The organism is Sphingomonas rosea (genome assembly GCF_039538065.1).
Classification (GTDB): Bacteria; Pseudomonadota; Alphaproteobacteria; order Sphingomonadales; family Sphingomonadaceae; genus Sphingomicrobium; species Sphingomicrobium rosea.
On the sequence record NZ_BAABBR010000001.1, the window covers coordinates 1,019,267 to 1,038,504 of the forward strand.

28 protein-coding genes are annotated in these 19,238 nt (G+C 68.6%); 14 read left to right on the forward strand and 14 right to left on the reverse strand.

Features of this window, described 5'->3' with window-relative positions:
* Window positions 1-5 precede the first annotated feature (5 nt).
* From ABD693_RS05010 to ABD693_RS05030, 5 genes are all read right to left on the reverse strand, one after another.
* Window positions 6-182, reverse strand: coding sequence for a DNA gyrase inhibitor YacG (locus ABD693_RS05010; RefSeq protein ID WP_344695924.1), 177 nt, complete (start codon window positions 180-182; stop codon window positions 6-8).
* Window positions 166-1,119, reverse strand: a complete 954-nt coding sequence (locus ABD693_RS05015; RefSeq protein WP_344695925.1) for a ribonuclease — start codon at window positions 1,117-1,119, stop codon at window positions 166-168. Before ABD693_RS05015 ends, ABD693_RS05010 begins: the two co-directional genes overlap by 17 nt.
* The gene (locus ABD693_RS05020) at window positions 1,112-1,684 is read right to left on the reverse strand and encodes a Maf family protein (RefSeq protein WP_344695926.1); all 573 of its coding nucleotides are present in this window, start codon (window positions 1,682-1,684) and stop codon (window positions 1,112-1,114) included. The genes ABD693_RS05015 and ABD693_RS05020 overlap by 8 nt, the downstream gene beginning before the upstream one ends.
* A gap of 9 nt (window positions 1,685-1,693) precedes the next feature.
* Window positions 1,694-1,945, reverse strand: a complete 252-nt coding sequence (gene infA / locus ABD693_RS05025; RefSeq protein ID WP_114227326.1) for a translation initiation factor IF-1 — start codon at window positions 1,943-1,945, stop codon at window positions 1,694-1,696.
* A gap of 73 nt (window positions 1,946-2,018) precedes the next feature.
* Window positions 2,019-3,347, reverse strand: a complete 1,329-nt coding sequence (locus tag ABD693_RS05030) for a hemolysin family protein (RefSeq protein ID WP_344695927.1) — start codon at window positions 3,345-3,347, stop codon at window positions 2,019-2,021.
* Window positions 3,348-3,474: 127 nt separating this feature from the next.
* On the opposite strand from ABD693_RS05030, the gene ABD693_RS05035 reads away from it, so the two are divergent.
* Entirely contained in the window at window positions 3,475-4,143 is a 669-nt protein-coding gene (locus ABD693_RS05035; RefSeq protein ID WP_344695928.1) for a YiaD family glycine zipper/OmpA-like lipoprotein, read from the forward strand.
* A 46-nt stretch (window positions 4,144-4,189) separates the two neighbouring features.
* On the opposite strand, the gene ABD693_RS05040 is transcribed toward ABD693_RS05035, so the two are convergent.
* Window positions 4,190-4,642, reverse strand: coding sequence for a nucleoside deaminase (locus ABD693_RS05040; protein ID WP_344695929.1), 453 nt, complete (start codon window positions 4,640-4,642; stop codon window positions 4,190-4,192).
* A gap of 21 nt (window positions 4,643-4,663) precedes the next feature.
* Window positions 4,664-4,960: a hypothetical protein gene (locus ABD693_RS05045; protein WP_344695930.1), complete on the reverse strand. Its 297-nt coding sequence runs from the start codon at window positions 4,958-4,960 to the stop codon at window positions 4,664-4,666.
* Window positions 4,961-5,108: 148 nt separating this feature from the next.
* Between ABD693_RS05045 and rpmB the strand changes: the two genes are divergently transcribed.
* A complete protein-coding gene (gene rpmB, locus ABD693_RS05050; protein ID WP_344695931.1) occupies window positions 5,109-5,399 on the forward strand; it encodes a 50S ribosomal protein L28 in 291 nt (96 codons plus the stop codon).
* A 26-nt stretch (window positions 5,400-5,425) separates the two neighbouring features.
* Here rpmB and ABD693_RS05055 read toward each other — a convergent pair whose 3' ends face one another.
* The 4 genes from ABD693_RS05055 to ABD693_RS05070 all read right to left on the reverse strand — a co-directional run bounded on the left by ABD693_RS05055 (window position 5,426) and on the right by ABD693_RS05070 (window position 10,070).
* Entirely contained in the window at window positions 5,426-6,421 is a 996-nt protein-coding gene (locus tag ABD693_RS05055; protein WP_344695932.1) for an esterase-like activity of phytase family protein, read from the reverse strand.
* 121 nt (window positions 6,422-6,542) lie between these two features.
* The gene (cobT, locus tag ABD693_RS05060) at window positions 6,543-8,363 is read right to left on the reverse strand and encodes a cobaltochelatase subunit CobT (protein WP_344695933.1); all 1,821 of its coding nucleotides are present in this window, start codon (window positions 8,361-8,363) and stop codon (window positions 6,543-6,545) included.
* Window positions 8,363-9,367, reverse strand: a complete 1,005-nt coding sequence (cobS, locus tag ABD693_RS05065) for a cobaltochelatase subunit CobS (RefSeq protein ID WP_344695934.1) — start codon at window positions 9,365-9,367, stop codon at window positions 8,363-8,365. The genes cobT and cobS overlap by 1 nt, the downstream gene beginning before the upstream one ends.
* Window positions 9,368-9,398: 31 nt before the next feature.
* Window positions 9,399-10,070, reverse strand: coding sequence for a winged helix-turn-helix transcriptional regulator (locus ABD693_RS05070; RefSeq protein ID WP_344695935.1), 672 nt, complete (start codon window positions 10,068-10,070; stop codon window positions 9,399-9,401).
* A gap of 90 nt (window positions 10,071-10,160) precedes the next feature.
* Here ABD693_RS05070 and ABD693_RS05075 point away from each other — a divergent pair, with 90 nt between their 5' ends.
* From ABD693_RS05075 to ABD693_RS05110, 8 genes are read left to right on the forward strand one after another with little or no spacing between them, the layout of a single operon-like run.
* Window positions 10,161-10,592, forward strand: coding sequence for a VOC family protein (locus tag ABD693_RS05075; protein ID WP_344697574.1), 432 nt, complete (start codon window positions 10,161-10,163; stop codon window positions 10,590-10,592).
* Window positions 10,593-10,595: 3 nt separating this feature from the next.
* On the forward strand, window positions 10,596-11,270 hold the full coding sequence (locus ABD693_RS05080) for a glutathione S-transferase family protein (protein WP_344695936.1): 675 nt from the start codon (window positions 10,596-10,598) through the stop codon (window positions 11,268-11,270).
* The gene (locus tag ABD693_RS05085) at window positions 11,267-11,656 is read left to right on the forward strand and encodes a DUF1428 domain-containing protein (RefSeq protein ID WP_344695937.1); all 390 of its coding nucleotides are present in this window, start codon (window positions 11,267-11,269) and stop codon (window positions 11,654-11,656) included. The genes ABD693_RS05080 and ABD693_RS05085 overlap by 4 nt, the downstream gene beginning before the upstream one ends.
* Window positions 11,657-11,659: 3 nt before the next feature.
* On the forward strand, window positions 11,660-12,022 hold the full coding sequence (locus tag ABD693_RS05090) for a DUF1428 domain-containing protein (RefSeq protein ID WP_344695938.1): 363 nt from the start codon (window positions 11,660-11,662) through the stop codon (window positions 12,020-12,022).
* Window positions 12,015-12,818 (forward strand): VOC family protein, encoded by an 804-nt coding sequence (locus tag ABD693_RS05095; RefSeq protein ID WP_344695939.1) that lies wholly within the window; start codon window positions 12,015-12,017, stop codon window positions 12,816-12,818. The genes ABD693_RS05090 and ABD693_RS05095 overlap by 8 nt, the downstream gene beginning before the upstream one ends.
* A complete protein-coding gene (locus ABD693_RS05100) occupies window positions 12,815-13,312 on the forward strand; it encodes a VOC family protein (protein ID WP_344695940.1) in 498 nt (165 codons plus the stop codon). The genes ABD693_RS05095 and ABD693_RS05100 overlap by 4 nt, the downstream gene beginning before the upstream one ends.
* On the forward strand, window positions 13,305-14,027 hold the full coding sequence (locus ABD693_RS05105; protein ID WP_344695941.1) for a dihydrofolate reductase family protein: 723 nt from the start codon (window positions 13,305-13,307) through the stop codon (window positions 14,025-14,027). The genes ABD693_RS05100 and ABD693_RS05105 overlap by 8 nt, the downstream gene beginning before the upstream one ends.
* Window positions 14,024-14,668 (forward strand): glutathione S-transferase family protein, encoded by a 645-nt coding sequence (locus tag ABD693_RS05110; protein WP_344695942.1) that lies wholly within the window; start codon window positions 14,024-14,026, stop codon window positions 14,666-14,668. The genes ABD693_RS05105 and ABD693_RS05110 overlap by 4 nt, the downstream gene beginning before the upstream one ends.
* Here ABD693_RS05110 and ABD693_RS05115 read toward each other — a convergent pair.
* The gene (locus ABD693_RS05115; RefSeq protein WP_344695943.1) at window positions 14,665-15,246 is read right to left on the reverse strand and encodes a J domain-containing protein; all 582 of its coding nucleotides are present in this window, start codon (window positions 15,244-15,246) and stop codon (window positions 14,665-14,667) included. The two genes, ABD693_RS05110 and ABD693_RS05115, sit on opposite strands and share 4 nt — an antisense overlap.
* A gap of 37 nt (window positions 15,247-15,283) precedes the next feature.
* Between ABD693_RS05115 and ABD693_RS05120 the strand changes: the two genes are divergently transcribed.
* The 3 genes from ABD693_RS05120 to ABD693_RS05130 are packed head-to-tail and all read left to right on the forward strand — an operon-like array spanning window position 15,284 to window position 17,144.
* Complete coding sequence (locus tag ABD693_RS05120; protein WP_344695944.1) at window positions 15,284-15,571, forward strand: BolA family protein; 288 nt, start codon at window positions 15,284-15,286, stop codon at window positions 15,569-15,571.
* Window positions 15,568-16,245: a CPBP family intramembrane glutamic endopeptidase gene (locus ABD693_RS05125; protein ID WP_344695945.1), complete on the forward strand. Its 678-nt coding sequence runs from the start codon at window positions 15,568-15,570 to the stop codon at window positions 16,243-16,245. Before ABD693_RS05120 ends, ABD693_RS05125 begins: the two co-directional genes overlap by 4 nt.
* Window positions 16,242-17,144: a pirin family protein gene (locus ABD693_RS05130; protein WP_344695946.1), complete on the forward strand. Its 903-nt coding sequence runs from the start codon at window positions 16,242-16,244 to the stop codon at window positions 17,142-17,144. The genes ABD693_RS05125 and ABD693_RS05130 overlap by 4 nt, the downstream gene beginning before the upstream one ends.
* Here ABD693_RS05130 and ABD693_RS05135 read toward each other — a convergent pair.
* Both ABD693_RS05135 and ppk2 read right to left on the reverse strand, forming a co-directional pair.
* Window positions 17,131-17,466 (reverse strand): excalibur calcium-binding domain-containing protein, encoded by a 336-nt coding sequence (locus ABD693_RS05135; protein ID WP_344695947.1) that lies wholly within the window; start codon window positions 17,464-17,466, stop codon window positions 17,131-17,133. The two genes, ABD693_RS05130 and ABD693_RS05135, sit on opposite strands and share 14 nt — an antisense overlap.
* Window positions 17,467-17,477: 11 nt before the next feature.
* A complete protein-coding gene (ppk2, locus tag ABD693_RS05140; RefSeq protein WP_344695948.1) occupies window positions 17,478-18,248 on the reverse strand; it encodes a polyphosphate kinase 2 in 771 nt (256 codons plus the stop codon).
* A gap of 112 nt (window positions 18,249-18,360) precedes the next feature.
* On the opposite strand from ppk2, the gene ABD693_RS05145 reads away from it, so the two are divergent.
* Window positions 18,361-19,215, forward strand: coding sequence for a DUF4349 domain-containing protein (locus ABD693_RS05145; protein WP_344695949.1), 855 nt, complete (start codon window positions 18,361-18,363; stop codon window positions 19,213-19,215).
* The last annotated feature ends 23 nt before the right edge of the window (window positions 19,216-19,238 follow it).

Sequence of the window (19,238 nt, forward strand, 5' to 3'; positions counted from 1 at the left end):
TTCCCCTAACGAGGGTCCCCGTCGCTGTCCAGCCCGGGATCGGCCGGCGGCCCCGGAATACGATAGCCTTCACCGAGCCACTGCAGGAGATCGCGGTCCTTGCACCCGCGCGAGCAGAAGGGCGCGTGATCCGGGCTGGCCGGTTTCTTGCACAAGGGACAGGGCTTAGACGGGTTCGGCATGGCCGCCAGAGATGGCGAGCGCGGGATCGGACCGCAAGGTGATCGCGCCGCCGCGCTGCCGACCCAGTGCCGCCAGCCAGCCGGAATGCCGCTCGAACACCGCCGCGACGCGGGGATTCACGGCGAGCCGCGCTGGCCCGTGATCCCTCGCCGCCCGCCGGAGCAGCGCCCGCGCCGCAAAGGCTGAGGCATCATGCGCGAGTTCGAGCAGCGACGGGCGGCGCCGCGGCCGGACCACTTGCAGGAAGCCGAAGCCGTTGACTGCGGTCCGCTCGAACGCTTCGCCCGCGAGCGTCGCATCGAGCGCGGCGGCGGCCGCCTGGCGCGCGTCCTTGCCGGGCGTGCTCGGCAGATCGATGCCGATACTGCCCTGGAGGTCGAGCCGCCGGATCGCCGCCCCTGCCGCTGCCGCGCCGGCCACCGCGAGCTCGCCGGGCTTGAGCCAGCCATCGACGTCGATCACCGTCATCGCCGGGGTGAGCGCCACCAGCAATTCGCCCCCGACGAAGGCGATCCGTCCGGTGTCGGCCTCGGCGAGAAGGTCGTCCCACCCAGCCTCGCTCAATCGATCACGCCCCGCCGGCGGAAAGGGAAGGTCAGTCGCTTCGACCGCGTCGGAAACGGGCGCGACATCGGCGCTCACCGCACGGCCAAGCGCCCGCTTCCACGGTTCGGGTCCGGGCAGCGCAGGCCGCGTGATCTCGATGGTGATGCGGGCACCCTCGCTTACCCCCGCCGGCCGCGCCGCCAGCAGCACTTCCGTCCCGTCCTCGAGCTTTGCCAGCGCCCGCGGCCGCACTGCGGCCAGCCGCCCGCGCACCACCTCGCCCGCCCGGCGCATGCCTTCGGGCGCGATCCGCGCGGCAAGGATCCGGTCGCCGTCGACGAGGGCGTATCGGGTCTCCCCGATCCCCTCCTCGCGGAGCCATTCAGGCAAGCGGATAGCCCGCGCTCTTCAGGAGCAATCGGGTCTCGGCCAGCGGCAGGCCGACGACGTTCGACCAGCTCCCGGCCATGAAGCGGACATAGACTTCGCCATAGCCCTGAAGCGCATAACCGCCGGCCTTGCCGCGCCATTCGCCATGGCTGGCATAATAGTCGATTTCTTCGGCCGAGAGCCGCTTCATCGCGATCACCGTCTCGACGAGCTTGGTCCGGAGCTTTTGCCCCGGAGCGGCGAGCGCGACGCCGGTCAGCACCTTGTGCCGCCGGCCGCTCAGCAGCGCCATGCAGCGGCGCAGCGTTTCCTCGTCCTCGACCTTGGGCAGGATCCGGCGCCCGACCGCGACCACCGTGTCAGCCGCGAGCACCAGCGCTTGCGGTTCGACCGCGGCGATCGCCGCCGCCTTCTCGCTCGCCAGCCGGAGCGCATGGGGGCGCGGGAGTTCGTCCTTGCCCGGTTCCTCGTCGATGTCGGCCGGCCGGACCGCGTCCGGGGTCACGCCGATGCGCGCGAGCAGGTCGACCCGGCGCGGACTCGCCGAGGCGAGGACCAGGCGCATGGACTCGGCTTAGCCGTTGTAGCCGGGAGGACCCGCGCGGCCGGGCATGAAGCGATAGGTGATGCGGCCCTTGGTCAGGTCGTAAGGGGTCAGTTCGACCAGCACTTCGTCGCCGGTGAGCACGCGGATGCGGTTCTTGCGCATCTTGCCGGCCGTGTGGCCCAGGATCTCGTGGCCATTCTCGAGTTCGACGCGAAACATCGCGTTGGGGAGGAGTTCGACCACCCGCCCACGCATCTCGAGAAGTTCTTCCTTGGCCATGCAAATCCTTCGTGTCTGGTGCTTTTCTTGGGCGCGCCCTTAGCGGGGAAGGGGGCAAAAGGGAAGGTGGGGACTAGTCCTCGACCTTCTCGCGCCGGTGCCGTCGTCGGACCAGCAGCTTGTCGATCTTGCGCCCGTCGAGATCGACGACCTCGAAGCGCCAGCCGTCATGGTCGAAGCATTCGCCCGTCACCGGCAGGTGCTTGAGCACCGCCAGCGCGAAACCGGCGACGGTGGAATAGTCGCGGTCGGCGGTGAGATTGATCCCCAGCCGGTCCTCGAGACAGTCGGCATTGGCCGAGCCCGAGACAAGGAAACTGCCGTCCTCGCGCTCGACCAGCGGAGGATCGTCGTCGTCGTCGGCATCGTTGGCGAAGGTGCCGGCAAGCGCGGCGAGGATCGAGCCCGGGGTCACGATCCCGTCGAGATGGCCATATTCGTCGTGAACCAGCGCCAGCGGCACTTCGGCCGAGCGCAGCACGGTCAGCGCGTCCATCGCGTCCATGACGTCGGGAATGACCTGCGCCTTGCGGGCCAGCGCGCGCAGGTCGAGTGGGCGGCCGTCGAGCATCGCGTCGAGCATGTCGCGGGTCTGGATCACGCCGACGATCTTCTCGACCGTACCCTCGGCAACCGGAAGACGGCTGTGCGGGGTCTCGGCCAGCGCGGCGCGAAGCTGGTCGGGCGTGCTGTCGATGTCGATCCAGTCGACCTCGGTCCGCGGGGTCATCACCTCGCGCACCGGGCGGTCGGCGAGCCGGACGATTCCCGAAATGATCGCCCGCTCCGATTCCTCGAGGACGCCGGCGGTCTGCGCCTCGGCAACCACCAGGTGAAGCTCCTCGGCAGTGACCTGGTTCTCGTTGGTCCGGTTGAGCCCGAGCACGCGGAAGATCAGCATGCTGCTCTTGTCGAGCACCCACACCAACGGCGACGTCACCTTGCTCAGCAGGAGCATCGGCCGCGCGACGAGCGTCGCGATCCGCTCGGGATTGCGCAGCGCGAACTGCTTGGGGACGAGCTCGCCGACGATCAGCGAGAGATAGGTCGTCACCGCGATGACCAGCCCGAAGCCGACCTGCTTGGCGAGGTCGGGATCGAGGCCCAGGAATTGGAGCCGCTGCGCCACCGGATCGCCGAGGCTCGCGCCCGAGTAGGCGCCGGCGAGAATCCCGATCAGCGTGATCCCGATCTGCACGGTCGAAAGGAAGCGGCCGGGGTCCGAGGCGAGATGGAGCGCCACCTTGGCCCCGCCGCTGCCGCTCTTGGCGAGCGCCTTCAGCCGCGCCTCGCGCGCCGAAACGATCGCCAGTTCGCTCATCGCGAAGACGCCGTTCAACGCGATCAACGCGAGGATCAGGACCAGGTCGAACCAGGGAAAGGGGAGCAGGGTGCCGCTCATCGAGGGGTCAGCTATTAGCCTTCATTCGTCGTCAGCGGCAAGGTGCCGGTCGTTATGGAGACGGAACCATCCGCAACCGCCGCCGGTTTCCTCGCCGAAATAAATTCACGAACGGGAGAGTAACACGATGACCAATGGCAAGAAGCTGACGATCGGCCTGATGGCCGCCTCGCTGATGGCGACCAGCGCCTGCACGACCAACCCCGAGACCGGCAACCGCCGCCTCAGCAACACTGGCCTCGGCGCGATCCTCGGCACCGGCGCTGGCTATATCCTCGGCGACATCATCGGCGGCCGCAACAGCCGCACCGAGCAGATCATCGGCGCGGGCATCGGTGCCCTCGGTGGCGCTGCCGTCGGTCGCTACATGGACCAGCAGGAAGCCGAGCTTCGCCGCGAGACCGCCGGCACCGGCGTCGACGTCATCCGCCAGGGCGACGACCTCGTCCTGCGCATGCCGAGCGGGATCACCTTCGCCTACAACCGCTACGACATCCAGCCGCAGTTCCAGTCGACCCTGAACGAGGTCGCGAGCACGCTGTCGCAGTACAACCAGACCTACATCGACATCTACGGTCACACCGATTCGAGCGGGTCGAACTCGTACAACCAGACGCTGTCCGAGCGCCGCGCCGATTCGGTCGCCAGCTATCTCTCGGCCCGCGGCGTCGCCCGCGCCCGCATGGCGACCCGCGGCTTCGGCGAGACCCAGCTGCTGGTGAACCCGGAGCGCACCGAGGCCGACCGCGCCGCCAACCGCCGCGTCGAGATCAAGGTCGTTCCCTTCCGCGGCTAACAACCGTCATTCGCCCCGGTCGCGCCACGAGCGCGGCCGGGGTTTTTTAACGCCGTTGCGTGAAGAAGGTCCGCAACTGCGCGGCCGCTTCCTCCTCGCCGATCCCGCCGATGACGTCGGGCCGGTGATGGCAGGTCGGCTGCCCGAACAATCGCGGCCCGTGAAGCACCGCGCCGCCCTTGGGGTCCTCGGCGGCAAAGCGAAGTTCGGCGATCCGGGCGAGCGCGATCGCCCCCGCGCACATCGCGCAGGGCTCGAGGCTGACCCATAAGGTACATTTGTCGAGCCGGCTGGTGCCGAGCGCTGCCGCGGCCGCGCGCATGGCGACCATCTCGGCGTGGGCCGTGGGGTCTTGGCCGGCGCGCATCGCATTGCGGCCTTCGCCGACGATCCGGTCACCCAAGGTCACCACCGCGCCGACCGGCACTTCGCCCGCCTCGGCCGCTTCGGCGGCAAGGTCGAGCGCGCGGCGCATGGGGGAGGGAAGCGGGAAGCCCATGGCCTCCCGCTTGCCGCCTGATCAGCGCTGCGTCGAGTCGGTCGTCTCGGCCGTGTTGGCCGGCACGGCCTGGTTGCCGCTCGGCGCGATGCGGATTTCAGGAACCTTCACGGTGCGCTCGCCGGTGCCGATCTCGACCTTGCCGGTGGACACGTCGAACTTGGGCGCCTGCCCGCCCTTGGCGACAACGCCATTGCCGGTGGTGGAAACCGACGGCACCTGCGCCGGCTGAGTCTGGTTGATGTTGACGAAGCCCGTCGCGACCGCGGCGATGCCGGCGACTACCACCAGGATGAGTAAGAGGATGATCGCGCGCACGGGTCTTGTTCTCCTGTTCGTTTCGCCTCGGCAACGCACCAGCGGCGAGCCGGTTGCGGTTGACGACATGGGCCCGAGCAGTTAGGGGGCAGCGCTTTCCGGGAGCACTCACAAGAGTGCGCCCTCGATCAATCACGGGATAGAACCAATGGCGCGCGTCTGCGAGCTGACCGGCAAGGGCCGGCAGGTGGGTAACAATGTTTCCCACGCGAACAACAAGACCAAGCGGACGTTTCTGCCGAACCTGCAGAACGTGACCCTGATCAGCGATTCGCTGGGCAAGAGCGTCAAGCTGCGCGTCTCGACCCACGGCCTGCGTTCGGTCGAGCATGTCGGCGGCCTCGACAACTGGCTCACCAAGACCAGCGAAGAGAAGCTCGGCACCGAAGCCCGCAAGCTGAAGCGCGAGCTCGCCAAGAAGGCCAAGGCGGCCGCCTGAGCCTGGTGCCCGGTTTCGGCCGGGCCCTATTGTCCTGAAACAGCACGAGGCGCCGGGGCGTTGGCCGCGGCGCCTTCGCTTATGTCGATTCGCAGCAGCAGCGTCCGCCGCCAGCCGTCATTGTCGGTGACCGCCCAGAGCCGCGTTGCGCCGTCGGCCAGCCGCTCGGCCGCCAGTCCCTCCACATTGTCGAACGGCCCGAGCGACAGCCGCGCGATGCGCCGCAGCCTCAACCCGGCCCCGTCCCGTTCCAGCAGGGCCAGCCGGTTTCGCAGCCCGAGTGCCGTCACCTCGCGAACAGCGACGATTACGCGTCCGTCGGGCAGGCGCGTCGCATCGGCGATCCCGCCCGTCCGTCCCGCCAGCGACAGCGAGGCGAATCGCCTGCCGCCGCGATAGAGCAGCGCCGAATCGCTCTCTTCGGGCAGCATCAGCAGGCCCGCGCGGGTGAAGACCATCGCCTCCACCCCCGCATTGCGCTTCCAGCCCTGCGCCGGGAGCGCCAGCCGGCGCGGCGGGCCACCGCCATAGATCCACAGGCTGTGGCGGTTCTCGAAGGTCACCCAGGTTTGCGCGCCCTGTCGTGCGATCGCTTCGGAGTCGCGGAACCGACGGAAGGTCGGGACGCCCGGGCCATCGGGCAGATCCGCGAACCGGCCCGGGCCCTTGCTGCCCGGCTTGGGCAAGGTGACGAGCACGCCCGAATCGCTGATCGCGAGCAGATGGCCGGAATCGCCGATCAGCAGTCCCGACAGCCCCGCGAGCCGCGGCTCCGTGCCCGAGACCTTCCATGCCCCCGTCACGCGCCACCCGGTGGGACCGCCGAGCGCGGGAAGCGGAATGGGGGTGTAGTGGATTGCGGCCATGCTCGGCGGCGCCGGCACACGGTCAGGCGACGAATCGATTCCATCGCCATGGAGAATCGCGACCATCAGCAAGGTCGCGAGCGCTGCAGGCAAACGCAGCAACCTGAACAGATGCTGTGGCCTGCGTTCAGGCTCGTTCAACTGCGAATCGCGCATAAGCCCTTCAACGGACGGGCTTTTTCCCCCTGTCGGCCCGTCCGCCCAGATCCCTCGTGTCGCGTAACGAGGGGGGCCCGGCGGTCAGTAGCGTATAACCGCCGGGCCCACTCATGGGCCTTCAACTGCGTAATTCGAACAAGCCGGCGAGCTGCTCCACGAGCGCTCCGCCGAGCTGTTCGGCATCCATGATCGTCACCGCCCGCTCGTAATAGCGGGTCACGTCGTGACCGATCCCAATCGCCGCCAGTTCGACCGGCGAGCGCGTTTCGATCCATCCGATCACCTGCCGCAGATGCTTTTCGAGATAGGCGCCGCCATTGGCGCTCGCGGTCGAATCGTCCACCGGCGCGCCGTCGCTGATCACCATCAGGATCCGCCGCTCCTCGGGCCGCGCGACCAGCCGGTTGTGCGCCCACAGCAGCGCCTCCCCGTCGATATTCTCCTTGAGCAGACCCTCGCGCATCATCAGCCCGAGGTTGCGCCGCGCATGCCGGTAGGGCTCGTCCGCCCGCTTGTAGATGATGTGGCGCAGGTCGTTGAGGCGGCCGGGCGAGGGCGGCCGGCCTTCGCCGAGCCAGGCCTCGCGGCTCTGCCCGCCCTTCCACGCCCGCGTGGTGAAGCCGAGGATCTCGGTCGCCACCCCGCATCGCTCGAGCGTGCGGGCGAGGATGTCGGCGCTGATCGCCGCGATCGAGATCGGCCGCCCGCGCATCGAGCCCGAATTGTCGATCAGCAGGCTGACCACCGTGTCCTTGAACTCGGTCTCGCGCTCGATCTTGTAGCTGAGGCTATGCCCGGGCGAGACGATCACGCGCGCCAGCCGGGCCGCGTCGAGGATCCCTTCCTCCTGATCGAAGTCCCACGAGCGCGCCTGCTGCGCCATCAGCCGCCGCTGCAGGCGGTTGGCGAGCCGCGTCACCACGCCGCCCAGCGCGCTCATCTGCGTGTCGAGATAGGCGCGGAGGCGGTTCAGTTCCTCCTCGTCGGTGAGGTCCGAGGCCTCGACCACCTCGTCGAAGCGGGTGGTGAAGGCGCGATAGTCGCCGCTGAGCTCGGGCTCGTTCGGGCGACGGTTGGGCCGCGCGGCGGCGCTCGTCTCACCCTGCTCGCCGGCTTCGGCAGGTTCGTCGTCCTGCTCCTCGCTTTCGGCGTCCTGGTCCTGCTCGTCGGTCTGTTCTTCCTGGGCGCGCTGCTCCATGTCGCCGCCCGAGGCGCCGGCGTCCTGGTCTTGGTCCTCGCTCTCGTCTTCGCCCTGGTCCTCGCCTTCGTCCTCGTCGCCGCCCTCATCGGGCTCGTCCTCGGGCCGGTCCTCCGACGCCGACAGTTCGAGGTCCTCGAGCAGCTTGCGCGCGAGCGCGGCAAAGGCGCCCTGGTCGTCGAGCGTCAGCGCAAGCCCGTCGAGGTCGCCGCCGGCCCTGCTCTCGATCCACTCGCGCACAAGGTCGAGCCCGCGCAGCGCGGCATCCGGAGGTGCCTCGCCCGTCAGCCGTTCGCGCGCCAGAAGCCCGAGCGCGGTCGCCAGCGGCACTTCCTCCGCGGTCCGCGCGCGCGTGATCGCATCGCTCCGGACCCGCGCCTCGGCCAATTCGGCAAGGTTGCCCCTTACCCCCGCCATGGAGCGGGCGCCGAGCGCCTCGACCCGCGCGCCCTCGAGCGCGTCGAACACGGCGCGGGCATCGGGCTCGACCGGGGACAGTCCGCTGTGCAGCTTGGCATCGTGGAACCGAAGCCGCAGCGCCACCGCGTCGGCCGCCCCGCGCGCCTCGGCCACGAGTTTCGGCGCCAGTCCCGCCCCCGGCGAGACGACGCGGGCGAGCTTGCCTCCCTGCGCGCCGCTCTCGGACGCGAAGGCGACCTCGACCTCGGGATCGCGCGCGATCGCCCGCGCGGTGCCGGCCAGCACTCCGCGGAAGCGATCGAGCGGCGACTGCTCGGCCATCAGGCCTTGCCGGCCACGCTCTCGGGGAGGTCCTTGCCGAACACGCGCTGGTACATTTCGGCGATCAGCGAGCGCTCGCTTTCGTCGCACTTGTTGAGGAACGACACGCGGAAGGCGAAGCCGACGTCGCCGAAGATCAGCGCGTTCTGCGCCCAGCTGATCACGGTGCGCGGGCTCATCACGGTCGAGATGTCGCCGTTGATGAAGGCATTGCGGGTGAGGTCGGCGACCTTGACCATCTGCTCGACCGTCTTGCGGCCGTCGGGCTTGTCATATTCGCCCGACTTGGCGAGCACGATCTGCGCCTCGGTCGCGGCGGGAAGATAGTTGAGCGTCGTGACGATGTTCCAGCGATCGAGCTGGCCCTGATTGAGCGCCTGCGTCCCGTGATAGAGCCCGGTGGTGTCGCCCAGCCCGATCGTGTTGGTGGTGGCGAACATCCGGAAGAAGGGATTCGGCCGGATCACGCGATTCTGGTCGAGCAGGGTCAGCTTGCCCTCGACTTCGAGCACGCGCTGGATCACGAACATGACGTCGGGGCGACCGGCATCATATTCGTCGAACACCAGCGCGACCGGGTGCTGCAGCGCCCACGGCAGCAGGCCCTCGCGGAATTCGGTCACCTGCTGGCCGCCGCGAAGCACGATGGCGTCGCGGCCGATGAGGTCGATGCGGCTGATGTGCGCGTCGAGGTTGATCCGGATGCACGGCCACTTCAGCCGCGCCGCGACCTGCTCGATGTGGGTCGACTTGCCGGTGCCGTGATAGCCCTGGACCATCACCCGGCGGTTGCGCGCGAAGCCGGCGCAGATCGCCAGTGTCGTATCGGGGTCGAACACATAAGCGGGGTCGAGGTCGGGGACCCGCTCGTCCGCGTCCGAAAAGGCCGGCACTTCCATGTCGCTGTCGATGCCGAAGGCGTCGCGCACCTTCACCATCTTGTCGGGCGCGCTCAGCAGCGTCTCGCCGGTGGGCAGCGGGGTGTCGTTGGATAGGTCGGCCATGCGCGCGCTCTAGCTGGCGCCGCCCGCGGCCTCAACTGGCGCGCGTGTCAGCCTTGGGCGGCAAGGTGAACAGGGTGAGGAAACGCCGTGCCACCGCTTCGTCTCCCTCGATACCCAGCATTTCGGCCGGTGCCCCGCCATAGACCACTCCGGCGACGGATTCGGGCGGGGCGGTGATCAGCGCCGCGCGCTCGTCCGACAGGCCGCGGACGACCCGGACCCGGCCCTTGCGGACCCGGGCGGTGAAGGGCTCGCCGTTGAGGACGAAGCCGACCCTCGCCTCGAATCCGCGCGCCTTCTTCTCGTCGATCATCGTCTCGAAACTCATCATGATCGAGACCGGGCTGAGCGGCAGCGTGGGATCGTGCCCGGGAGAGCGCGCGGCGAAGCGGCCGAGCTCCATGATCACCGTCTTGACCTCGAGCCCCCATTCGGTCGCCTGATAGGCGTCGCGCGCGGCCGGCGGCGGCAGTCGGACCTTGCCGAGGAGGCCGCGCCGCTCGAGCTCTTCGAGCCGCTGGCTCAGCACATTGGCACTGATCCCGCCGAGGTCGCGGCGCAGGTCGGAGAAGCGGCGCGGGCCGTACATGAGCTCGCGCATGATCAGCAAAGTCCAGCGGTCCCCCACCAGTTCGAGCCCATGGGCGGTCCCACAGGCGTCGTCATAGACGCGCTTGGTCTCGTTTTCGCGTCGGGAGGTCACTTTTTCTAACTGCACGGTTGCAACGTATGACGAATTGGCGCAGCCTTCAAGCGTTCCGAGTCGCACATGGAGGGGAAGCCAGTGCCCAAGATGATCTTCATCAACCTGCCCGTGACGGACGTCGCGCGATCGACCGCCTTCTACGAGAAGCTCGGTTTTACCAGGGATCCCAAATTCTCGAACGAGCAGGCGAGCATGATGGCGTGGAGCGACGAGATCAAAGTAATGCTCCTCGCGCATCCCTTCTATTCGACCTTCACCAAGAAGCCCGTCGCCGACGCCCATGCCACCAGCCAGGTCTTGCTCTGCGTCTCGGCCGATAGCCGCGACGGCGTCGACCAACTCGTCGCCACCGCCGAGGCGGCGGGCGGCCTGCCCGACCCCGGCCCGACCCAGGAAATGGGCGAGATGATGTACGGCCGAAGCTTCGAGGACCTCGACGGGCACCATTGGGAGGTGGGCTGGATGAACCTCGCGGCGATGGGAGAGGTCCCGCACCAGCCGATCGTCGAGGAGGCCTGAGCCATGCCTCTCGTCGAGGAAGCGCCGATCGTGATCACCACCTTCGGCTGGGTCCCGCCCTTCGCCCGCGGCCAGGTCCGTGACCTTCGGGTCCGCTGGGCGCTCGAGGAGACCGGGTCCGACTATTGCGTCCGAACGGTCGGCCCGGTCCCGCCCGAATATTTCCGCGAGCAGCCCTTCGGCCAGGTCCCCGCCTATCGCGAGGGCGACCTTCAGCTGTTCGAGAGCGGCGCCATCGTCCAGCACATCGGCGAGAAGGACGAGCGCCTCCTGCCGCGCGAACCTGCCGCCCGCGCCCGCGCCATCCAGTGGACCTATGCCGCGCTCAACAGCGTCGAGCCCTACGTCATGGGCTATGCCGCGCTCGGCGCTTTCTACCCGAACGAGGAATGGGCGAAGCTCCGCAAGCCCTCCGCCCGCGAGGAACTGACCAGGCGCCTCGCCCGGGTCGCCGACTGGCTCGGTGACCGCGAGTGGCTCGAAGGCGACCGTTTCACCATCGGCGACCTGATGATGATCGCGGTCCTCCGCATCACTGGTGACGAAGGCGGCCCCGTCGCCGAGCATCCCACCCTCGACGCCTATCGCGCGCGGGGCATCGCCCGCCCGGCCTTGACCCGCGCGCTGGCCGACCAGCTCGCGCTTTATACCGACAAGCCCAAGGGAGAAGCCGCATGACCTACATCGATGGGTTCGTCCTGCCCCTGCACCCGGACAAGCACGACGCGTACAAGGCGATGGCCGAGACCTTCGCGCGGGAAGCCGCCAAGCTCGGCGGGATCTCGATCGAAACGCTCGGAGACGGCCTCGAACCGGGCAAGCTCACCAGCTTTCCGCAATCGGTCCATGCCGAGGAAGGCGAGAATGTCGTCTTCTCCTTCGTCATCTGGCCCGACAAGGCGACCCGCGATGCCGGTTGGGAAAAGATCATGGGCATGCCGGAGCTTCAGCCGCAGGGCGAAATGCCGTTCGATGGCAAGCGCATGTTCTGGGGCGGCTTCAATCCCTTGGTCGGGCACGACGCGCTCGACGCCGTGCTCGCGTCGCACAAGGTGGAGGCCTGAGCCATGAACTATGTCGATGGATTCGCCATCCCCGTGAAGCTCACCGACCGTCAGGCCTTCATCGATCACGCCCGCCACATGGACGCGGTCATGATCGAGGAGGGTGCGCTCCGCATCGTCGAATGCTGGGCCGACGACGTTTCCGAGGGCAAGCAGACCGACTTCTTCCGCGCGGTCGACCGGCAGGAGGGAGAGACCGTCTGCTTCTCGTGGATCGAATGGCCCGACAAGGAAACCCGCGACGCCGCCTTTGCCAGGATGATGCAGAACGAGGAGATGATGGGGACGCCCATGCCGTTCGACGGCAAGCGCATGATCTTCGGCGGCTTCATGCCCGTCGTCGTGCTGGAGAAAGGCAATGGCTAACCCTGCAGGCAGCTTCATCTGGTACGAGCTGATGAGCCCCGATCCGGAGGGTTCGAAGGCCTTTTACGACGCGGTCGTCGGCTGGGACATCGAGCCCAAACCCGCGGGCGAGCTCGACTATCGCATGATCCGCCGCCCCGACGGCGGCAATGCCGGCGGAATCCTCCGGCTCGATCCCGCCATGGCGGAGCATGGCGCCCGCCCGATGTGGATCGGTTATCTCGCCGTCGACGACGTCGACGCCTCGGTCGAGGCTGCGAAGGCCGATGGCGCCACAGCGCTCATGCCGCCCTGGTCGGTGCCGGGAGTCGGCCGGATGGCGATGATCGCCGATCCGACCGGCGGGATCGTCTACCTGATGAAGCCCGAGCCCCCGGCCGGACAGCCCGACGCCACCAGCGACGTCTTCTCGGTCGACCGGCCCGGGCACGTCCGCTGGAACGAACTCACCGCGGCCGACCCCGCCCGTGCCACCGATTTCTACACCCGCCACTTCGGCTGGACCCAGCAGGGCTCGATGCCGATGGGGCCCGCGGGCGACTATCTCTTCCTTCAGCACGGCGGGGTGGGGATCGGCGCGATCATGCCCTTCATGCACCCGCAGGCGACGCCGCGCTGGACCTATTACCTCGGGGTCGACGACATCGACCGCGCGATGGCCGCGGTGAAAGCCGGGGGCGGGCAGGTCCTGAACGGCCCGCACCAGATCCCCGGCGGCGAATATAGCCTGACGGGAATCGATCCCCAGGGCGCCGCCTTCGGCCTTGTCGGCCCCCGCCGCGGAGACGCCGCATGACCGACAAGCTGCGCACCTGCCTGTGGTTCGACCGCGGCGAAGCCCGCAAGGCCGCCGAATTCTACGCCGCCACCTTTCCCGACAGCCACGTCGGACCGGCCATGGGCGCGCCGACCGACTTTCCGGGCGGGGCCAGGGGCGACGAGCTGACGGTCGAGTTCACCGTCCTTGGCCGTCAGTTCCTCGGCCTGAACGGCGGGCCCGACTTCAAGCCCAACCTGTCGGTCAGTTTCATGGTGCTGACCGAAGACCAGGCGGAGACCGACCGTTACTGGGACGCGATCGTCGGGGGCGGGGGGCAGGCGAGCGACTGCGGGTGGTGCCAAGATCGCTGGGGCTATTCGTGGCAGATCACGCCGCGCGCGCTGATGGACGGCAACAACGACCCCGATCCCGCCGTCGCGGCCCGGGTGTTCGCTGCGATGATGACCATGCAGAAGATCGACGTCGCCGCCATCGAGGCCGCGCGGCGCGGGGACTCCGTCGATGCGTAGGATCCGCGGCTGTGCCTTCGTCAGCCTCGACGGCGTCTGTCAGGCCCCCGGCGGCCCGACCGAGGATCCGACCGGCGGCTTCGCCCACGGCGGCTGGCTGCCGCAATTCTTCGACGAAGGGGTGGGCAAGGCGATCGATGCCTTCTTCGCGCCTCCTTACGACCTGCTGCTCGGCCGCCGGACCTACGACATCTTCGCCGCCTACTGGCCCTATGTCGGGCAGGACCCGACCGGACATGGCGAGCTGTTCGAAATGACCGGCAAGGACGAAGGCGAAGCCGCCGCCATGCAGATGGGTTCGGACTTCACCGCCGCGACCAAATATGTCCTGACTCGCGGAAGCCAGGACCTCCCCTGGTCGAACAGCATCCGCGTCGCCAGCATCGACGAGCTCGCCGCGATTCGGGCCGGCGAGGGCCCCGACCTTCTCATCCAGGGCAGCAGCACGCTCTATCCCCAGCTGATCGCCGCCGGCCTCCTCGACCGCCTCACCCTGATGATCTTCCCGGCGATCCTCGGGCAGGGCAAGCGCCTCCTCGGCGACGGCCCCGCCGCCCGGGCGATGCGCCTCGTCGACCAGAAGACGACAAGCTCGGGGGCAATCGTCGCGACCTACGAGCCCGCCGGCGACATCGGCGCCAACTGGGCCGGACCCGAGATTGTCAGTGACCGCGAGGTCGCCCGCCGCCAGGCGATGCAGGAGAATCGCTGGTGAGCCTCGTCCTCTACGGCCACGAATTCAGCAGCTACACCTGGAAGGCGCTGATCCCGCTCTGGGCGAACGACACGCCGTTCGAGTTTCGCTCGGTCGAGCAGCATGGCGAGGAATTTGCCGGACTGACCCCCTTCGGCCAGTTCCCGCTGCTGGTCGATGATGGCGAAGTCGTCGCCGAAAGCTCGATCATCATCGAGCATCTCGACCGACGTCATCCCGGTCCCAATCGCTGGATTCCGGACGGCGACGCCGGCTTGCGCGCCCGCTTCTTCGACCGGATCTTCGATCTGCGCGTGATGAACAACGCCGCCGTTCCCGTCACCGATTCGCTGCGGCCCGAAGGGCAGCGCGATCCGTTCGGGATCGAGCAGGCCATGACGAGGCTTCGCCGTACCTACGACTGGCTCGAGGGCGCATTGCCCGACGACGGCTGGGCCGTCGGCGCGCCGTTCACGATTGCCGATTGCGCCGCGGCGCCGGCACTGTTCTACGCCGACTGGGTCGAGCCGATCGGCCCCGCCCGTCCCAAGCTCGCGGCCTATCGCGCCCGGCTCCTCGCCCATCCGGCAGTTTCGCGCGCGGTCGAGCAAGCCCGCTCCTTCCGGCACTATTTTCCTCTGGGCGCGCCCGACCGGGACTAGGCGAAGGCGCTCGCCGCGCGCAGCGTCGCCCAGGCGTCGAGCACCGCGGCGAGCTTCTTCTCATGCGCCCGGTCGCCGCCGTTGCGATCGGGGTGATAGCGCCGGACCAGCTCCGAATAGCGCTTGCGCACCCCGTGAAGATCGCTGTCCTCACCGAGGCCGAGCACGCCCAATGCCTGCCGTTCCTCGCCTGAGAAACGGCTCCGGACCGGCGATTCGCGCCGCATCCGGCCATTGAATCGGCCGCTGATCGCATCGAGCGGATCCTTGAAGTCGGCCCAGGCCGGCGCGGGATCGGCCCCCGCCGCGGTCGCGAAGGCGCGCGTCGAGCGGTCCCAGCCCGCGATCGGCGATTGCGCCTGTTCGATCTCGTCGGGGCTCATGCCTTCGAAGAAATTGTAGCGCGCATTGTGCGCACGCACGTGATCGAGGCACAGCCATTGCCATGCCCCCGGCCCGTCGAAGGTGGGAGCGCTGAGCGGTGCCTTGAATTCGCCCGGCTCGGGGCAGCCCGGGACCGCGCAATGGGCGGCGGCGCCTTCGACCCGGCCGTGAAATCTGGGATTGCGGGAAGCCATGTTTCTCTTCGTGTCTCAGCCTGACTATATAGGGCCGATGAACGCCGCTTCGAAGGGCCCCGTCGCCAGCGAAATGCTCGCCCGGCTTGCCGCCGCCCTCCATCCGTCGCAGCTCGAGCTGATCGACGACAGCGAACAGCATCGCGGCCACGGCGGCTATCGCGGGGAGGGCGGCGAGTCGCATTTCACCCTCCGCATCGAGAGCGCGGCCTTCACCGGTCTCGGCCGCGTCCAGCGCCAGCGCCTCGTCTACAAGGCGCTCGGCGACCTCATGACCGACAAGGTCCACGCGCTGGCGATGGAGACAAGGGCACCGGGCGAATGACCGCCGCGGCCCTGCTCGCGCTCGCGCTGCTGGTCCCCGTTCCGCTCTGGGGCCTGTGGCGCAGCCGCCCCGGCCGCCCCGCACAGGACCGCAAAGCGCGCTACTGGTCGACCATCGCGCTCGGCACCGTGCTGCTGGTCGCGCTCGCGCTGGTGAAGCGGAGCGAGGGCCTTTCGCTCGCCGATCTCGGCCTCGGTCCGCTCGGGACCACCGGTGCCTGGGCGCTCGCCGCCGCCGCCGTGCTCCTCGGCCTCCTCGCGCTCGGCCTGCGCTCGAACCGCGCCCGCAAGGAGCGGCCCGACGACAGCGCCGCCGCCATGTTCCCCCACCAGCGCGACGAAGTCCCCGCCTTCGTCCTGATGATCCTCGTCGCAGGGATCGGCTGGGAGCTGCTCTACCGCGGCTTCCTCCTCTGGTTCCTGCCGCCACTCATCGGACTGTGGCCCGCCGTCCTCGTCGCCGCGCTGGCCTACGGGCTCGCCCACGGCTGGCATTCGGGCAAGCGCTTCGCCGCCAGCCTCGTCTCGGCGCTGCTGTTCACCGCCGGCTATGCGCTGACCGGGAGCCTGTGGTGGCTGATCCTGATCCATCTCGGCCTGCCGCTGATCGGCTATCTCGGCTGGCGGCGGCTCCGCGCGGCCGCCCCCGCCACCCCAATCGAGGCCCTTGCATGACCAACGACGACCCCCGCCTGCTGAGCCTCGCCCCGGTCACCCACGACCTCGGCGGCTTCAAGGTCCACCGCACCCTTCCGCACAAGCAGCGGACCATGGTCGGCCCCTTCATCTTCTTCGACCAGATGGGCCCCGCGCGGCTCGGCGTCGACGAGGGCCTCGACGTCCGCCCGCACCCGCACATCAACCTCGCCACCGTCACCTATCTGTTCGAGGGCGCGATCGACCACCGCGACAGCGTCGGCTCGGTCCAGCGCATCGAGCCGGGCGCGGTCAACCTCATGACCGCCGGCAAGGGCATCAGCCATTCGGAGCGCTCGCCCGCCGACGAGCGCGCGGCCGGTCCCAGGCTCGACGGCATCCAGACCTGGCTCGCGCTCCCGCAAGCCAAGGAAGAACTCGACCCCGGCTTCGAGCACACCCCGGCCAGCGCCATGCCGTGGATCGAGGGCGAGGGCGCCAGGATCAACCTCATCATGGGTGAGGCATTCGGCGCGGTCTCGCCCGTCACGCAGCACCACCCGACCATCTACGCCGCCATCCACCTCGCCCCCGGCGCGGCGCTCGAGCTCGACCGCGAGGCCGACGAGCGCGCGCTCTATCTCCTCGACGGCGATGCCAACGTCGACGGCTTCGACCTCGAGCAGATGCACCTCGTCCTGCTCCGCCCGGGCACGAAGCCCGTCCTCCGCTCGGCGCGCGGCGCCCGCCTGATGCTCGCCGGCGGCGCCCCGATGGACGGCGAACGGCACGTCTGGTGGAATTTTGTCTCCAGCCGCCGCGACCGCATCCAGGAAGCCAAGCGCGCGTGGAAGGCCGGCGAGTTCGCTTTGCCCCCGCAAGACGACCACGAATGGATTCCGCTGCCGGAAGTGCCGCTGACGGTCAGCTATCCGTGAGTCTTTCTCGCTGCGGAATGGCCTCGCAAGCGATACCGTCGCCGTCGGCATCAAGCTGGGCGCGGTAGCCCGGGGAGCCCCGAAGAATAGGCGCCGCACCCGCACCTCGTGCCCATGAGCACGACGGATAAAAGGTCGGCAAACGCTCCCGAACTGCCGACCAGTTTGTCGCCAACATTCCCACACTGAAGATACCGAGCGCCAGCAGACTGGTTCGCGCGACAAAGGAGATTCTTTGTCGCCGGCGTTTTGCTCGCTCCTCGGCCCGCCAATATGGCCCGAGCTTCACTGGCTGCGCGCGAAACTCCTTCTTGAAGCCCATGGCCGACGATATCAGCGAAGCTTGATCGGCTTCAACTTCCCGAACTTCTCCTCGAGCGGGTCATGCCCGAGCGGGGCCATCGCCGCCGGCTTCTCCGCGATCCTCGTATCCGGCAGTCGGTCGAGCAGGTCGCGGATCAGCGTCAGCCGGCCGCGCCGCTGGTCGTTGAAATCGACCAGGGTCCACGGCGCCGACTTGGTGTGCGACGCCTTGAGCATCGCCTCGCGCGCTTCGGTGTACTCGGCATATTTCTGCCGCGCGGCCTCGTCGATCGGCGACAGTTTCCACTGCTTCAAGGGATCGGTCTGGCGCTCGGCGAAGCGCTGCTCCTGCTCGGCCTGGTCGCAGGTCAGCCAGTATTTGAAGAGGAGGATGCCGTCAGCCACGAGCATCTTCTCGAACTTCGGCACCGCCTCGAGGAAGGCCTCGACCTGGGCCTCGGTCGCGAAGCCCATCACCTTTTCGACGCCCGCGCGATTGTACCAGCTGCGGTCGAACAGCGCGATCTCGCCCTTGCCCGGCAGGTGCGCGACATAGCGCTGGAAATACCATTGCCCGGCTTCCTGCTCGGTCGGCTTGGGCAAGGCGACGATCCGGCACTGCCTGGGATTGAGGTTCTCGGCGACCGCCTTGATCGCCCCGCCCTTGCCCGCGGTGTCGCGGCCCTCGAAGATGACGAGGACCCGCTGCCCGGTCGCCGCCACCCACCGCGCCATCGCCACCAGCTCGATCTGCAGCGGCTCGGCGAGCGCCTCATATTCCTTGCGCTTCAGACGATCCATTCGGCCACCTCCACGAGGAGCATCCTATCGGCCCTTCCGCCCGGCGCGAAGCCATGACATCCTCCCCCCCAGAGCCGGCCGACAGAGCCAGGCCACGAATAAGGGGAAGTGCATGCGTCGCATCATCGTGGCGGCATTCGCCGCCGTTCTGCTCGCCTCCTGCGGACAGCAGGGCGAACAATCGTCATCCGGATCCTCCGACAGCCTCACCGCTGCCTCACCGGGCGTCGCCTGGGCGTTCACCTACGATTATCTCCTCGGCAACGATCGGATCGAAGCTGTCCAGGAGAAGCATGCCGCACGCTGCGAGCAGCTCGGTCCCGACCGCTGCCGGATCACCGGCCTTCGCTACAGCGTCGGCGACAATGACGAGATCAGCGGTATGCTTCAGGTCCGCCTCCAGCCGGCCATCGCACGCCAGTTCGGCAAGGCGGCGCTGGAGGACGTGCGCGGCGCCGACGGCAAGCTCGTCCGCAGCGAGTTCACCGGCGAGGACGTCGGAACCGGGGTCACCAACGCCCGCACCGCCGGGCAGGAGATCGACAGCCGCGAGGCCGAGCTTCGCCGGCGGATCGAGGCCGCGCCCGCGAACAGCCCCGAAAAGGCCGAGCTGCTCCGCCAGCTCGACACCATGCTGACCTCGGCCGCCGAGCAGAAGGACGTGGTCCGCGCGGGCGAGCAGCGCCTCTCCTTCACGCCCGTTACCATCAACTATTATGGCGAAGGCGGAATCCCTGGTTTCCGCCAGAACCCGCTCAAGGAAAGCTTCCGGCTGCTGGTGTCGAGCTTCGTGACCATGGTCAGCTTCGTCCTCCAGGGCCTTGCCGTCGTGCTGCCGTGGCTGCTGCTTCTCGGCCTCTTCGTGCTGCTCTGGCGGTCGCGCCCGGGCCGCGCGCTGCGGCGCTGGTGGGACGGCCAATCCGCACCGGCGAGCTATCGCAGCGGCGGGGAGGACCCGCAGGTCTGATTCCTCCGGCTTCGCTCGGGACG

Excerpts from the sequence above, each read along its gene's own strand:
- ABD693_RS05090 (WP_344695938.1), top strand. The coding sequence starts at position 11,660 with ATGAACTATGTCGATGGATTCGCCATCCCCGTGAAGCTCACCGACCGT.
- ABD693_RS05040 (WP_344695929.1), bottom strand. The coding sequence starts at position 4,642 with ATGGGCTTCCCGCTTCCCTCCCCCATGCGCCGCGCGCTCGACCTTGCC.
- ppk2 (WP_344695948.1), bottom strand. The coding sequence starts at position 18,248 with ATGGATCGTCTGAAGCGCAAGGAATATGAGGCGCTCGCCGAGCCGCTG.
- ABD693_RS05125 (WP_344695945.1), top strand. The coding sequence starts at position 15,568 with ATGACCGCCGCGGCCCTGCTCGCGCTCGCGCTGCTGGTCCCCGTTCCG.
- ABD693_RS05080 (WP_344695936.1), top strand. The coding sequence starts at position 10,596 with ATGCCTCTCGTCGAGGAAGCGCCGATCGTGATCACCACCTTCGGCTGG.
- ABD693_RS05035 (WP_344695928.1), top strand. The coding sequence starts at position 3,475 with ATGACCAATGGCAAGAAGCTGACGATCGGCCTGATGGCCGCCTCGCTG.
- ABD693_RS05145 (WP_344695949.1), top strand. The coding sequence starts at position 18,361 with ATGCGTCGCATCATCGTGGCGGCATTCGCCGCCGTTCTGCTCGCCTCC.
- ABD693_RS05105 (WP_344695941.1), top strand. The coding sequence starts at position 13,305 with ATGCGTAGGATCCGCGGCTGTGCCTTCGTCAGCCTCGACGGCGTCTGT.
- ABD693_RS05020 (WP_344695926.1), bottom strand. The coding sequence starts at position 1,684 with ATGCGCCTGGTCCTCGCCTCGGCGAGTCCGCGCCGGGTCGACCTGCTC.
- infA (WP_114227326.1), bottom strand. The coding sequence starts at position 1,945 with ATGGCCAAGGAAGAACTTCTCGAGATGCGTGGGCGGGTGGTCGAACTC.
- ABD693_RS05120 (WP_344695944.1), top strand. The coding sequence starts at position 15,284 with ATGAACGCCGCTTCGAAGGGCCCCGTCGCCAGCGAAATGCTCGCCCGG.
- ABD693_RS05030 (WP_344695927.1), bottom strand. The coding sequence starts at position 3,347 with ATGAGCGGCACCCTGCTCCCCTTTCCCTGGTTCGACCTGGTCCTGATC.
- ABD693_RS05010 (WP_344695924.1), bottom strand. The coding sequence starts at position 182 with ATGCCGAACCCGTCTAAGCCCTGTCCCTTGTGCAAGAAACCGGCCAGC.
- cobT (WP_344695933.1), bottom strand. The coding sequence starts at position 8,363 with ATGGCCGAGCAGTCGCCGCTCGATCGCTTCCGCGGAGTGCTGGCCGGC.
- ABD693_RS05115 (WP_344695943.1), bottom strand. The coding sequence starts at position 15,246 with ATGGCTTCCCGCAATCCCAGATTTCACGGCCGGGTCGAAGGCGCCGCC.
- ABD693_RS05100 (WP_344695940.1), top strand. The coding sequence starts at position 12,815 with ATGACCGACAAGCTGCGCACCTGCCTGTGGTTCGACCGCGGCGAAGCC.
- rpmB (WP_344695931.1), top strand. The coding sequence starts at position 5,109 with ATGGCGCGCGTCTGCGAGCTGACCGGCAAGGGCCGGCAGGTGGGTAAC.
- cobS (WP_344695934.1), bottom strand. The coding sequence starts at position 9,367 with ATGGCCGACCTATCCAACGACACCCCGCTGCCCACCGGCGAGACGCTG.
- ABD693_RS05085 (WP_344695937.1), top strand. The coding sequence starts at position 11,267 with ATGACCTACATCGATGGGTTCGTCCTGCCCCTGCACCCGGACAAGCAC.
- ABD693_RS05135 (WP_344695947.1), bottom strand. The coding sequence starts at position 17,466 with ATGGGCTTCAAGAAGGAGTTTCGCGCGCAGCCAGTGAAGCTCGGGCCA.
- ABD693_RS05075 (WP_344697574.1), top strand. The coding sequence starts at position 10,161 with ATGATCTTCATCAACCTGCCCGTGACGGACGTCGCGCGATCGACCGCC.
- ABD693_RS05095 (WP_344695939.1), top strand. The coding sequence starts at position 12,015 with ATGGCTAACCCTGCAGGCAGCTTCATCTGGTACGAGCTGATGAGCCCC.
- ABD693_RS05055 (WP_344695932.1), bottom strand. The coding sequence starts at position 6,421 with ATGCGCGATTCGCAGTTGAACGAGCCTGAACGCAGGCCACAGCATCTG.
- ABD693_RS05130 (WP_344695946.1), top strand. The coding sequence starts at position 16,242 with ATGACCAACGACGACCCCCGCCTGCTGAGCCTCGCCCCGGTCACCCAC.